Annotated in this window: 12 protein-coding genes and 1 pseudogene; 10 read left to right on the top strand and 3 right to left on the bottom strand. The window is 38.6% G+C overall.

Annotated elements, in window-relative coordinates:
- Positions 1–13: 13 nt before the first annotated feature.
- Positions 14–748: a 3-oxoacyl-ACP reductase FabG gene (gene fabG, locus B0169_RS02760; RefSeq protein WP_077284544.1), complete on the top strand. Its 735-nt coding sequence runs from the start codon at positions 14–16 to the stop codon at positions 746–748.
- Positions 748–1,974 (top strand): beta-ketoacyl-ACP synthase, encoded by a 1,227-nt coding sequence (locus tag B0169_RS02755; RefSeq protein ID WP_077284402.1) that lies wholly within the window; start codon positions 748–750, stop codon positions 1,972–1,974. The genes fabG and B0169_RS02755 overlap by 1 nt, the downstream gene beginning before the upstream one ends.
- A 150-nt stretch (positions 1,975–2,124) precedes the next feature.
- Here B0169_RS02755 and B0169_RS02750 read toward each other — a convergent pair whose 3' ends face one another.
- Entirely contained in the window at positions 2,125–2,487 is a 363-nt protein-coding gene (locus B0169_RS02750) for a hypothetical protein (protein WP_077284401.1), read from the bottom strand.
- Positions 2,488–2,642: 155 nt separating this feature from the next.
- Here B0169_RS02750 and B0169_RS02745 point away from each other — a divergent pair, with 155 nt between their 5' ends.
- The 5 genes from B0169_RS02745 (at position 2,643) to B0169_RS02725 (ending at position 6,842) form a co-directional block, all read left to right on the top strand.
- Positions 2,643–3,413 (top strand): SapC family protein, encoded by a 771-nt coding sequence (locus B0169_RS02745; RefSeq protein WP_077284400.1) that lies wholly within the window; start codon positions 2,643–2,645, stop codon positions 3,411–3,413.
- A 157-nt stretch (positions 3,414–3,570) separates the two neighbouring features.
- A complete protein-coding gene (locus B0169_RS02740) occupies positions 3,571–4,215 on the top strand; it encodes a helix-turn-helix transcriptional regulator (protein ID WP_077284399.1) in 645 nt (214 codons plus the stop codon).
- A 199-nt stretch (positions 4,216–4,414) separates the two neighbouring features.
- On the top strand, positions 4,415–5,029 hold the full coding sequence (locus tag B0169_RS02735; protein ID WP_077284398.1) for a YjaG family protein: 615 nt from the start codon (positions 4,415–4,417) through the stop codon (positions 5,027–5,029).
- A 20-nt stretch (positions 5,030–5,049) separates the two neighbouring features.
- Positions 5,050–6,306 (top strand): sensor histidine kinase, encoded by a 1,257-nt coding sequence (locus tag B0169_RS02730; RefSeq protein ID WP_235838444.1) that lies wholly within the window; start codon positions 5,050–5,052, stop codon positions 6,304–6,306.
- Positions 6,306–6,842 (top strand): response regulator transcription factor, encoded by a 537-nt coding sequence (locus tag B0169_RS02725; RefSeq protein ID WP_077284397.1) that lies wholly within the window; start codon positions 6,306–6,308, stop codon positions 6,840–6,842. Before B0169_RS02730 ends, B0169_RS02725 begins: the two co-directional genes overlap by 1 nt.
- 108 nt (positions 6,843–6,950) lie before the next feature.
- Here the strand turns inward: B0169_RS02725 and B0169_RS02720 are convergent, their stop codons facing one another.
- Positions 6,951–9,008 carry a TonB-dependent receptor plug domain-containing protein gene (locus tag B0169_RS02720; protein ID WP_077284396.1) on the bottom strand — a complete coding sequence of 686 codons (2,058 nt, stop codon included), beginning with the start codon at positions 9,006–9,008 and terminating at the stop codon, positions 6,951–6,953.
- A gap of 697 nt (positions 9,009–9,705) precedes the next feature.
- Here B0169_RS02720 and B0169_RS02715 point away from each other — a divergent pair.
- A complete protein-coding gene (locus tag B0169_RS02715) occupies positions 9,706–10,668 on the top strand; it encodes a hypothetical protein (protein ID WP_077284395.1) in 963 nt (320 codons plus the stop codon).
- Between the two features lie 455 nt (positions 10,669–11,123).
- Complete coding sequence (locus B0169_RS02710) at positions 11,124–12,713, top strand: serine hydrolase (RefSeq protein WP_077284394.1); 1,590 nt, start codon at positions 11,124–11,126, stop codon at positions 12,711–12,713.
- Between the two features lie 97 nt (positions 12,714–12,810).
- Here B0169_RS02710 and rsmD read toward each other — a convergent pair whose 3' ends face one another.
- Positions 12,811–13,401 carry a 16S rRNA (guanine(966)-N(2))-methyltransferase RsmD gene (gene rsmD, locus B0169_RS02705; RefSeq protein WP_077284393.1) on the bottom strand — a complete coding sequence of 197 codons (591 nt, stop codon included), beginning with the start codon at positions 13,399–13,401 and terminating at the stop codon, positions 12,811–12,813.
- 185 nt (positions 13,402–13,586) lie between these two features.
- Here rsmD and B0169_RS19425 point away from each other — a divergent pair.
- Positions 13,587–13,777: pseudogene (locus B0169_RS19425) on the top strand (hypothetical protein); the annotation flags it as partial.

The following is a 13,777-nucleotide window of genomic DNA, read 5'->3' as shown; positions in this document are numbered from 1 at the left end:
AGTGAATAATGAAATGACCGATAATATTAAAAGAATTTTAGTAACGGGCTCTAGCCGAGGTTTAGGCAAAGCCATTGCCATTAAGCTTGCTGAAGATGGTTTTGATATTGCCGTGCATTGTCGAAGTGGACTTGACGCCGCACACGACACACAAGAAAAAATAATAGCGCTGGGTCGTAAAGCTACGGTTTTACAGTTTGATGTTTGTGATCAGCAGTCAGCTAAGCAAGCGATTGAAAGTGATATGGCAGAAAATGGAGTTTATTACGGTGTGATTTGTAATGCAGGTATCACCAAAGATATGGCGTTTCCGGCAATGGAAAGTGAAGACTGGAGCAGCGTGATTAATACCGCACTGGATGGTTTTTATAATGTTATTCATCCGGTCGTGATGCCGATGGTAAGAGCCAAGCAAGGTGGCAGAATTGTTACTATGGCCTCAGTATCTGGTATTGCAGGTAATCGCGGGCAAGTTAATTATAGCGCTGCTAAAGGTGGTGTTATTGCGGCTACTAAAGCTTTATCGCTTGAGTTAGCTAAGCGTAAAATTACCGTAAATTGTGTTGCGCCTGGTTTAATTGATACTGATATGACCCAAGACTTGCCGCTAGATGAAGTGAAAAAAATGATCCCATTAAGGCGCGTTGGAAAGCCTGAAGAGGTGGCTGCAACGGTGTCATTTTTAGTTTCTGATGGTGCCGCTTATATCACGCGTCAAGTGATATCAGTTAATGGCGGAATCGTGTAATGAAACGAGTTGTAATTACAGGCATGTCGGCAATAACAGCTTTAGGTGATGACTGGTCTACGTTCAGATCGGCGCTTGAACAAGGTAATAATGCGGTACAAATTATGCCGCAATGGCAGGAGCTAGAGGGGCTGAATACTTGTCTAGGTGCTCCAGTGACACATTTTGAAAAGCCAGCTCATTACAAACGTAAAATGATTCGTTCAATGGGACGAGTGTCATTAATGGCAACACGTGCAACTGAATTAGCGCTTGAGCAAGCTCAGTTGTTAGATGATGCCGCGTTAACAGATGGCCGCACAGGTGTTTCTTATGGCTCTTCTATTGGCTCTACGGCACCGTTAGTTGCTTTTGGCAATATGATGGAAAATAACACCATGAATGGGGTGACTGCTACCAGTTATATCCAAATGATGTCACACACTGCACCGGTAAATATTGGTGTTTTTTTTGGCGCTAAAGGTCGGGTTATAACGACAAGTTCAGCCTGTACATCTGGCTCTCAAGGTATTGGCTATGCTTATGAAGCTATTAAGTTTGGCAAACAAAAAGCTATGATTGCCGGTGGCGCTGAAGAGCTTTGTGTTACTGAAGCTGCGGTGTTTGATACCTTATATGCTACTAGCACTAAAAATGATCAGCCCAAATTAACGCCGAAACCTTTTGATAAAGACCGTGATGGTTTAGTGATTGGTGAAGGAGCCTGTACGTTAATTTTAGAAGAACTTGAACACGCCAAAGCAAGAGGGGCAAAAATACTTGCTGAAATTGTTGGCTTTGGTTCTAATTCTGATGGTAAACATGTCACTCAACCAACCGCTGAAACTATGCAAGTCGCGATTGAGTTATCGCTTGAAGATGCTGGTTTGGAAGCGCAAGCTATAGGTTATGTAAATGCGCACGGAACCGCTACAGAAAAAGGTGATATTGCTGAATCAAATGCAACGGCTAATGTCTTTGGTAAAGTGCCACTTAGCTCACTAAAAAGCTATTTAGGACATACCTTAGGTGCATGTGGCAGTATTGAAGCTTGGGCTTGTATTCACATGATGCAAGATAACTGGTTTGCGCCAACACTGAATTTGGCGCATGTTGATGACCAATGCGGCGATCTTGATTATATTGTTGGTCAAGGACGAGAAATTAAAACGAATTATGTGATGAGTAATAACTTTGCTTTTGGTGGCATTAATACCTCGTTAATCTTTAAACGTTGGCAAGGCTAAAAAAACGAAGTGTCGATTGTTTGATATTGTCATGAGCTGTTAGCAAATTTAAACAACACTGCTGACAACAGACAAATACTCACCCGTTATGGCATAATAGTTAAGTCATTAGCACTTAACTATTATGCCTTCTTGTAAATAATTATACTCTTAATATATACGGTAAGCATTGTACTTTGGATGCACATCTAAATAATCACACCATGTGCTAAAGTTTTTATAGTTAAAACGTTTATCGGTAGCAGTGATCCAATTAGTAGACGATTTAGGCCGCAATTGAAATTTTACTTTATGACCGTCAATGGCGACATAACAAGCTAACATTTCAAAGGTATCATTGTGAACTTGTACCCGAGCAAAACCACTTTCAGATACACTGAAGGTATTATTAACCTTAGGCAAGGCCATACTCATTGGGCTAATAACCGCTAAAGCCAGGAAAAAATAATGGCTGATTTTCATATCTTTTTGAATATATACCTCATCGTCTAATATAGCGCTTTTTTGATGCAATTTAATCGCTATTGGCTGTGTAAATTAAAATTATCTACAGATAATTTTAATTATACCATTGAAAGCGCTGATGGGTGTCTCCATAATTATTAGTAACAACAAAAAAGTGTCAAAAACGACAACGATTAAAGACGCAGTAAAAAGAGAAATTATTAATGGCTAACGTTACCCCGATTAAAAAAGAAACTCACCAGAATATTAAAATTGCCGCTAAGCGCGATTTATCACATGTGGAAAATCAGCATATTGCACCAATCACTGCGCCTGAATATACCCAAGCAGCAACAAGCTACCCAATCGTTATTGTTAAAGATCAAGGTACTGAGCGCTACCGTAGTGTGGTAATGCTAGGCTTAGAAGCTGGCGAAAACCTATATCATAAAAAAGAAGGTTGGAATGCGGTTTATATCCCGCAAAGTATTTCAATTGCACCGTTTTCTTTAGGTTTAGACCCTGAAAAAGAAAAAACATTAACGGCATGTGTTGATTTAGATAACCAATTTGTTGGTGAAGATAAAGAGCACGAGCTATTTGATGCCGAAGGTAAAGACACTGAATTCTTTAAAGGCGTGCAAGATTCACTTGGTCGTTTATATGATAACGAAGTGATGAATGAAAAGTTCATTAAAGAGCTTGCCGACAATGACTTATTGTTAGAGCTTGAAGTTCGCATTAGCTTTGCTTCTGGCGAAACTAAAAAGCTTGTTGGTTTATACAATATTGACGAGAAAAAAGTTCAAGAACTAAGCGACGATAAGGTATTAGACTTCCATAAGCGTGGTTTATTTATTCCTATTCACGCTATGCTTGGCTCTGTAGGTCAAATCAATCGTTTAGCACAGTTACGTAATCAAAGTGATTCTGAAGTTAAAGTTAATGCTATTCGCTTTGTACCTGTAACGCCTGAAACTGAAGCAGAAAAATAAGTTTAAATTATGTAAACCGTCGAGTTTTAAGATTAACTAAGTTAATTTGACTCGGTAGCTAAAAAGGACCTAATGGTCCTTTTTTTGTGAGTTGAATTTAACTTTGTATAGTTTTATCTTTATTAGCCTATACCACGCAGCTTTTTGATTGATAAAAATGGAACCAGTAAAAAACATTGATACCATCTTAGCGAAATTGAAAAGCCAAGGTGCTATGACCTCAGGTACCCTAGCAAAAGCCCTCAACATGACAAGTATGGGGGCAAGGCAACATTTATTACGTTTAGAACGAAAAAAATTAGTGAGCCACTTTCTCGAAAGGGCTAACATTGGCCGCCCTAAGCAAATGTGGCAACTAACCGAGCTAGGCCACCAACGTTTCCCTGATCGACATGCGGACTTAACCTTACAGTTACTTGATTCGGTCAATACCGTATTTGGTGAACAAGGACTAGCGCAACTTATTACAGTAAGAGAGCAACAAATTCTTAAAAGATACCAGGAAGCTCTCAAGCATTGTAAAACACTAGCGAGTAAAGTCTCTACATTAGCGCTCATTCGTAGTGATGAAGGTTATATTGCGCGTGTGGAAAAAGTTTCTGATCAGCATTACGTATTGATCGAAAACCACTGCCCTATTTGTGCTGCAGCAAGCCAATGCCAAAGTTTTTGTCGTTCAGAATTAGCTATTTTTCAGCAATGTTTGGGTGATAACTATAAAGTTCAGCACGGTGAATATTTGCTGGCGGGCGATCGGCGTTGTAGTTATAAAATTACTGTTAATGATTGCATACTCGCTTAAATTTATCGCATTTTAAGCACACAATGATATACCCAAAGCACTTGCACAATTCTGCATCTTCAAGTGGCTTGGGTATATATGCCAATATATCAATAAAGGTCTTAATAGTTGTACTTTCAAAGCGACTGAAACTCGCATCTTTGGGCGGTTTGGGTATATACTAAGGGTCTATTTTTTATCATTAATTATGAGATTTTACGTGGCGATTAACCTACCTTTTAAAAAACTGAGTCAATGGCAACAAGTCGCATTTTGTGCTGCATTACTTGAGCGTATGTTGCCAAATTATCAAATGTTTGCTGAACATGTAGAATTTGGTAATTTTAAGGTGTTAAGAAATCAACTTGATCTTGTTTGGCAATGGCTAGATAAGGCTAACCGCTGCAAAATTAACTATGATGCGCAAATTAATAAACTTGAAGAACAAGTGCCAGATCCTGATGCTTTTGATTTTTTAGGTGTTTTTCCTGCTCTTGATTGCACAATGGCATTGATGTCGTTATTTCAAGCAATGCAAGATCCTGAAAGCGATGGCTTTGTTAATGTCGGTAAATTGTCAGAAAACAGTGTCAGTTATTATGTTGAATTGAGCTTGGCAGAAGAACTTGATGCAACTACACCGAACGAAGATGAAATCGAAATTTCCCCAGAACAAATTACCGAGCATCCATTAATGCAGTGGGAAATTGCCACACAAAATGAGCTTTTTGATTTTTTAAGCACTGCCAGTGAAAACAAAGCCAGTTGTATAAAAGCGAAAGCACTGGTGCTTGAAGAAGGTTTATCAAATTTAGGTATAGAAATTAGCGCTTAATTTCTCGTTGTAGGATTGCTATGCCGGTTATTAACTACCAAAACATGACCATTATTCAGCGGCTGTTTCTGTTACGAACAGCTGCAATTATTATTCAATTCTTAACGGTTTTGATTGTTTATTTTGTCATGTCACTGCAAATAGCCCTGTTACCTTTAATGGTGGTTATCATTGTTGAAAGCTTATTTCATATTCTCAGTATTTTGATTTTTAGGCAGCGTGATGCGGGTAATGTCGCAATTGTTTTACAATTAGTAGCGGATGTGATTTTTTTAACGGTTTTATTATCACTCAGTGGTGGTGCGACTAACGCTTTTGTTTCGCTTTTACTGTTACCTATTGTTATTGCTGCGGTTAGTCTACCCGCCAGTTATTTATTGTTTATTTCATTTTCTGCCATTGCTTCTTATAGTGCTTTGCTGCTGACTATGCCTGAACATACCATGCATCATATGGACATGAGTAACCACTTTATTGGTATGTGGGCGAATTTTTTATTATCCGTGATAGTGGTCACTTTTGTGGTTGGTGCTATGGCTCGCGTGATCACCAACCGAGAGCGAGCTATTGCCTTACAACGTGAAGACCAGCTGAAAAGTGAGCAGTTATTAGCGTTAGGTGTAGCATCGGCACAAGTAACTCATCAAGTTGCCACACCACTGGCTAATATCCAGTTACTTTATGAAGAATTGGCAGAAGATTACCCCGAACATGAGGCGATAGTCGCTATGGCTCAACCTTTGACTGCATGTACTAATCAACTCGGCTATTTTCGCTCATTAGCAACCTCTATTAGAGAAAACAAAAAAACACAATTATCAGTGACCGAGTTGCTGGAGCAACTGGTTGATCAAATGCATTTTCATTTTCCTGAGCAAGCGCTTGATATTATTCAAGCTGACCCTGTGCATGGCAAAATTGTCTCCGATGCCATGTTGTTGCCAGCCCTACTCAATTTAATTCAAAATGCTATTCGTGCCAATGAAGAGAGCCAACAGCAGCACATTACCTTAACGGTTAGTCGAATTAATAACACTTTATCATTGCAATTACGGGATTTTGGCGCAGGTATTGAGGCGAATATGAGCCAAGCGCAACGTGAGGTTTTAGGTGAGCAAATGGTGGTAAGTAAGTCTGGGTTGGGTATGGCTGTTTTTTTGTCTAACTCTACATTTCAACGCTTAGGTGGAAAGTTAAAACTTATTAATCATAGTGAGCAAGGTTGTATTGCGTTAGTTACCCTCCCCTTACTGCTCGATAACAAGGAAGATGAGTGATGAAAAAATTATTGATTATTGAAGATGATGTTTCCTTTGCTGCAACGTTAGCACGCCGTATGTCTAAATATGGCTTTAGTTGCCAACAAGTTCATCAAGCTGATCAGGCTCTGCACGCTTGTTTACAGCAAAAACCCGACTGTATTTTACTGGATATGAAACTAGCAGCTGATAATGGTTTAACGTTAATTAAACCGATCAGGGCAACCTTACCTAAAGTTAAAATAGTTTTGCTTACAGGCTTTGCCAGTGTGGCTACAGCTGTACAAGCTATGCGCTTAGGTGCAGATGACTACTTAGCAAAGCCAGTTAATACACAAATGTTATTAACGGCTTTAGATACCGAACAAGTGCCGAATAATACTATTGATACGGATATTGATAGCGATACTATGTCGACAGAACGTGTTGAATGGGAGCATATTAATCAGGTACTAAACAGTAATGATGGAAATGTGTCGGCCACCGCTCGTCAATTAGGTATGCACCGTCGAACATTACAAAGAAAATTACAAAAAAAACCAGTATCAAAATGATACTGGTTTTATAGCCATACAACTTGGCGGTGTGTGCACTACCAAGTTATATGATTATCCAACAGCAAAATATTGGTCATGGCAGAGTGTAACCATGAAACATAGCTGTTAAAACTGGTAGTCCATGGCAAGGTAAACATTTCTGCCCATCGCACTGACCTTTTCTCCTACAGCAATATCACTACCATTGGCACGATTAACACCGCCTAAATGGTCACTATATTGTTTGTCTAATAAGTTGTTAGCACCTAAACGTACAACTAGCCCGCTACTGACAAAGTAATCTACTTGCCAGTCAACAACTGCATAACCTGCCGAAGCTTGTTCATTATTTAATGCTGAAACATCATCTTGCGAAGCATAAGCATGAATAGCTAAGTTACTTTGCCAATTTTTATAGTGATAAAGTAAGTTGATACGCGTGTTTAGTGGTGAAATACGATATAAATCGTCATTAATATCATCTCGCTCACCTTTAACGTAACTGACAATACCAGATAGCTTAAAGTGTTCATTAAGACGGTAATGCCAATTCATATCTACACCGTAGAGAGTGGCGTCGATATTATCGAAAGTTAATGGGCTATCATCACCCATCATGCTTGCCACCATTTTTACTCGCATATCTGTCGAAGGAGTACCTTGAATATAGTCATCCACTTTTTGATAGAAAAACTGCGGCGCAATGGCAAAATCACCTTGTTGGTATGAAAGTCCGGCATTAATCTGGTAAGCGGTTTCAACATCTAAATTAATGTTACCCACGTAAGTTTTACCGTCAGCTAAACCGCCAGTTGCTTGCATTGGCATCCATAAGTAACGCTCTTGATAGCTCGGTGCTCGTTGTTTAATCGCCACGGCATAGTTTAAGGCTAATGCATCACTCCATTGATATTCACTATTTAGCGCAAGATCAAAGGTGGTATCTGAAACATCACGATCAGCGTCATTAAACTCATCACGCAGGGCTTTAATATTGGGGTTCATCATTGCCATGGAGCTTGATACTTTGCCAGCATCAGCACGATTATCTTTTAAGCGTAACCCTAAAGTATGTGAAAACTTACCGCTACTTGGGGTCCATTCTACAAAGGCACTATTACGCTGATTTTTTACTTGGTTAAAGTTAACGATACTGAACATCGCATTTTCAGGGTTGCTAATGTCAGCGTTATGATCTGAATCGTACCCTTCAAGCCCAAATAGCCAGTCGCCTTGACTGAGTAAGAACTTATAGTTACGAGTTTTAGCATCAGTAGTATTGTAGCGATACATGCTGGTATCCATGCTGACGCGTTGACTGAAGTTATCCATACCATGAATGGCATCTTGATAACCTAGTTGCCAACTTAATTGCCAATCACTGAGTTGTAATTTACCGTCAAGGCTATAACGGTCAGATTCGATGTAATCAATATCCATCGGTAATGCCGGAGTGCCAGATTCATCAGTTTCAGCGTGATGCCAAGTTAGACCAATTTCCCAGTCATCTTGCTGGTGACGTAAGTCAGCGCCATATTGCTGTTTGTTGTATTGGGTTGAAGAAATAGTATTGCCATCACCATCTTGATAGTCATCGCCTTGTTGGTCGGTTAAATACAGTAAAACACCGGTATTTTCATTGCTGATATTAAGATCACCAGCGAAAGTAGAGGCGTCGTTAATATCGTTATAACTTAAGGCTAAATCACCACCTAGTGTTGCGCCAGTATCAACTTCCGCTTGTTTTAAGTTCACTTTTATTGCACCACCCAATGTATCAATACCTGCACTTACTGGCGCAATACCTCGATAAACGGCAACTGATTTTACCATGATCGGGTTGATATAAGTTAAAGGGGCATCCATAGCGTTTGGTCCAGCACTAACAATGTGTTGGCCACCAATGTTTTTCGCTACACGCTCACCAAACATACCGCGGTACTGTGCAATACCAGTAATAGGGCCATTTTTATTGATATTGGCACCAGGTACTGTTTTAAGCCAATCAGCAACGTCAGGCATAACTAAGTTACCCTCTGCTAATGCGGTATCTGACTGAGCTAATTTGGGTGCTTCAATGGTAATAACTTCAATACTACTTTTCGCAATATCTTCAGCGAAAACAGACGTTGCTGTAACCGATAAAATAACAGCAAGTGCTTGGGAAATTTTAGAGATCTGCATTTTTTTTACATCCTGATGAATAAGCGTGAGTGGCTAACAGGACGATTTTTACTGATATATTTGCTAAAAACAAAAGGAGTTAAACGGAGTGCGACATTATGTCGCAGCACCGTTTGATGTAGATCAAACTTGTAGATAAATAGTGAGCTTAACAAAAAATATTTTGAGTTATTTTTAGTGAAATTAATTGGTTAAGATGATTTTTCTATAATCAAAATACAATGGTGACATTTGATATTTTGTTCATTCAGTTGAGCAGTTTTACACGAAAATGAATCCTTCTAGGACTATTTTTTACAACAAAAAAAATTTAGTAAAGTCATAATTACCATTATGCCGCTGTTTTTCTATACCGCTATATTTGTCAAACGTCTCAATCTTTTGGTAATTAATATTATTAAGCACAATAAATATCACTACTATATCAGCATCTAAATAAGGCGATTATGATTCAATGCTATGATAAACATCGCGTAAAGCATTACGTTTGTCTCTTGTGTCTTTGTGAAAGCATGCTGTACCATTGAATTCAAGGGTCGCATTAACCTTATTTAAAGCAATAATTTTATGGCAAAGCACGGCTAGTTTTTTATTGTAAAGTCGTTTTTGTTTTGTAAAATAGCGCGCACTCTTTTGTCCGCTAATTAGTCTTTTTAATTTCGTGATCAGCTTTATTTTTTTCGTTGAGGGTATGTTTTTGTTTTTTGAAGGTTCTGAAAAAAAAGCTGAAATAGTTGTAAATACAACCAAGATTTCACTACTCGATCATATTGAAGATGAATTTTGGGTTGCATTAGTACAATGTTGTAATGCACAAATTCTATCATCGGTTAAAAATGAGCACTGCAAAGCGTTTCTGCTTTCTGAATCCAGCTTATTTGTTTGGCATGACCGGTTCGTTATTTTAACTTGCGGTAATACGCGTTTAGTACATTCAGTTGAATTTTTTATTCAGCAGATTGGTATGGATAAAATTCAGCAAGTCACATATCAACGTAAAAACGAATACTTTGCGCATGCTCAACCTAGCAGCTTTGGTGATGATATTAAGTTATTGGGTCAGTATGTTGCTGGCAAAGCCTATCGATTTGGTGAGTTAGATAGCCATCACAATTATATTTTTCACCAAGACAATAACTTTAGAGTCAATAACCTTGATAAAATCTATGAGTTTTTAGCCTATCAAATCAGCGCTGAGGCTTCTGAAAAATTAACTACGGCTGGTTTGAAATCAGCAGAAATTCGTCAATTTTTGCAGCTAGATCAGTTGATTGGTGACTTTTTGTTAGATGATTTTGTTTTTGATCCCTTTGGTTATTCGGTTAACGCTATTAAAGGCAAGTATTACCTTACGATTCATGTTACGCCACAAGCGAATAGCAGCTATGTCAGTGTTGAATCGAATATGAACTTAAGCGAGCTTAGTGAACGATTTTTAGCCGTACTAGCACCTAAATCATTTGATTTATTAAGCTTTAATGACTTTGATTTCGTTAATCTAATGGCAGGATTTATTCCGACTAGTTATGTTAGCAAATCACGAGTTAGTGAGCGCCTAAGCAATAATAATTTAGTTTGCTTTGCTAACTATATATTACCTCAACAAGATTTCGTAAAAGCGAAAGCTTTTGATATTGCAGGAGAAAACCATGCACTCTGATTTTTCTAGAAGAAAGGCTTTAAGACTTTTTAGGTCTAAAGTTCAAAGCAGAAAAGCGATTTTTTAAGAGCAGTGAACTTTAAGCGGCTAATGTGTTTAAAACGAAAGCTCATAAAAGAGTGTAGAGCTATGATTTAATTATGATGACCGAGCAAGCAAGGTGAGTTCGCTTATCACTAAATGTTTATCCACATACCTTTGTTCACTCTGTACCTAGAGTATTCTAGTCATTGATAGCTAAGATGCTGGTATTGCCAGCGGAGCCTTGCGATATAGTTTAGCTTTAGCGCAGGGCTAAATTATGGTTTTGTTATTTATTACGCTAAGTTAGCTTTAAAAAACAATTGTTATTGGTTTTATTTGAATGCTAGTCAGCGTGCATAATTTCAGTTACGGTATTGGTCATTAATATTGAAGAAACACCTTAACTAATACTAATAAGTATAGGAATATCAATGAAACTATCTTACTCATGGCTATATGCAAGTGTATTGTTTATAACCACACTTGGTGTTGCCCAAGCCGCAGATAAAGCGCCTAGCAGCAAAGTGGCGAAAGTTGAATCGTCAGTACACAAAGCGATGGCAGCATTTCAAGTACCCGGCATAGCGGTTGCTATTATTAAAGATAACGAGGTAGTGCTGAGCAAAGGTTTTGGTGTCTTAAAACATGGCAGTCAGCAAAAAGTGAATGCGGATACGCTATTTGGCGTCGCTTCAAATACCAAGGCCATGACAGCAGCATTGTTGGCAGGTCTGGTTGATGAGGGCAAGCTAAGCTGGAAAACAAAAGTCATTGATATTATTCCTGAATTTCAGTTACCTGATGCTTATGTCACACGTGAATTTACCATCATTGACTTATTGTCACACAACAGTGGCTTAGGCTTAGGTGCTGGCGACTTAATGATTTGGCCAGAAACAACCTTAACTAATCAAGACGTTATTAAGGGCTTAAAGCATTTACCACAAGTATCGAGCTTTCGTAGCGAATTTGCCTATGACAACCTGATGTATGTCATTGCCGGTGAAATTATTGCAAAAATTACTGGCAAGCCTTGGCACGAAGTGATTCAGAGTCGTATTTTTGATAAATTAGGCATGAAGAATACTCGAGCAAAGTTTTCATTAATTCCTGATAACAACAAAAATGTTGCGCGTGCTCATGTACCATTAGAGGGTAAGTTACATGTTGTTGGCGGCAATTTTTTAGAAAAGTTCTCTTCAGCAGGCTCTGTTGCTTCAAGCGTTAATGACATGTCACTTTGGCTTAAAGCCCAGCTAAGCAAGGGCAAATATGGTCAAGATGGCGAACAAGACTTAAGACTTTTCAGTACACAACAAAGCCGAGAAATGTGGCAAGCACGTACCTTATTGCCTGTGCCGGAGCGAGCAACTGTGGAAGATAAAACCCATTTTACTGCTTATGCCTTAGGTTGGTTCGTTAAAGATTATCATGGCGTTAAAGTGGTACAGCATACCGGTGGCATATTAGGCATGGTGTCAAAAGTTGTGATGGTGCCAGAAGAAAACTTAGCCATGGTCATTTTAACGAATCAACAATCGGGCTTTGCTTTCAATGCTCTATCGCAACAAATTCTTACCGAGTATCTTGAGCTACCCGCAAAAGATTGGGTTGCACACTATGCTGCTCAACAACAAACCTATAATGCTGAAAAGCAATCTGATCTTGCTATGCAAGCTTCACAGGCGGACAAAGACTCGACGCCTTCTTTGCCATTGACAAGTTATGCACAAACTTATATCGATAACTGGTACGGTGAAATTGTTATTAGCTTGGAAAATAACAAGTTGATGATGCAGTTTGCTAACACCCCTGCACTGCATGGCAGTTTAGAACATTACCAGCATAATACCTTTATCGTTCGTTGGGATGATCGAACATTAGAGGCTGACGCTTATGTAAACTTTAATCTCAACACTGATGGCAGTATTAACTTTGTCAGCATGGAAGCGGTATCTAATGCCACTGACTTTAGTTTTGATTTTCATGACTTAACGTTAAAGCCTAAAGTGTCGCACTAAAGCTATCAGTACTTAGTGTCATTTGTGACGGATGGAGAAATAGGAAATACCTTTTGAGTTTAATATAAAGGTATTTCCTGGTTAATCGCTATAATTTTTAACTTACGCTATTTTGATAAAGTCGGTAAACCACTTGCCCGGCTACTTTTTCTTTCAAAAGCTGCCAATGACCCGGCATAACTTGTGCGTTAGTGTCCGCTTCCATTTCAACATATATTAAGGCGTCTTCAGCTAATGAGTTAGTTACTAATAGTTCTGCAGCTTGTTGAGCTAGGCCTTTTCTAAAAGGAGGATCAATAAAAACTAATGAGAATTTTTGTTGGTTTGCTTGCAAAAAGTCTAGGGCACTTTTTTGTATTACTTCAATATTATCTATTTTCAGTAGTGCTTTGTTATTCTTTAGTTGCTGGGCTGCTGCTTTATTAAGTTCAACTAAGGTCAGTGATTTTGCACCACGTGACATAGCTTCAAAGCCAAGTCCACCAGAGCCGGCAAAACAATCTAAGCAATTGGCATCTTGTATATAAGGCATCAGCCAATTAAATACGGTTTCTTTGACGCGATCTGTGGTTGGACGCAAGCCGTCAGCAATTAATACCGGTAATTTTCGACCACGATGCTGACCGGCAATAATACGAATATGGCCAGTTTTGGCATTTTTATCTGATTGTTTTTTGAGTTTGCTCATAACTTAAACAGCTTTTGTTTTTTTGTCGGCAGGTTAGGTGGTACTATATCGACAATTTTATCCTTGTTTACTTGTGAATACCAACTGATCTACTGAATTGTTCAAGTTGCAACAAATCATAGATTGATGATTTCAGTGGTAAACGTATACATCAAATACATTTAATTAAGATTGTAAATACATTTATGTCGAAGAAAAAAGGTATGTTTTCCTGGCTAGGTCTAGGCAAAAAAAAGCAAGAAGAAGTTGCTCCGGTAGTTGAAGATGTTAATGACAATATCATTGAAGAGCCTGAGCAAGAACCTGTTGAAGTTGAACAAGTAACAACTGAAGCGGTTACTTCTGAAGACGTCATTGAAAATAATATGCAATCATC

Origin of the sequence: Cognaticolwellia aestuarii (genome assembly GCF_002000025.1) — a bacterium.
GTDB classification, from domain to species: Bacteria; Pseudomonadota; Gammaproteobacteria; order Enterobacterales; family Alteromonadaceae; genus Cognaticolwellia; species Cognaticolwellia aestuarii.
Note: the sequence above shows the minus strand (reverse complement) of the source record. Positions and strands in the feature narration are given on the sequence as shown.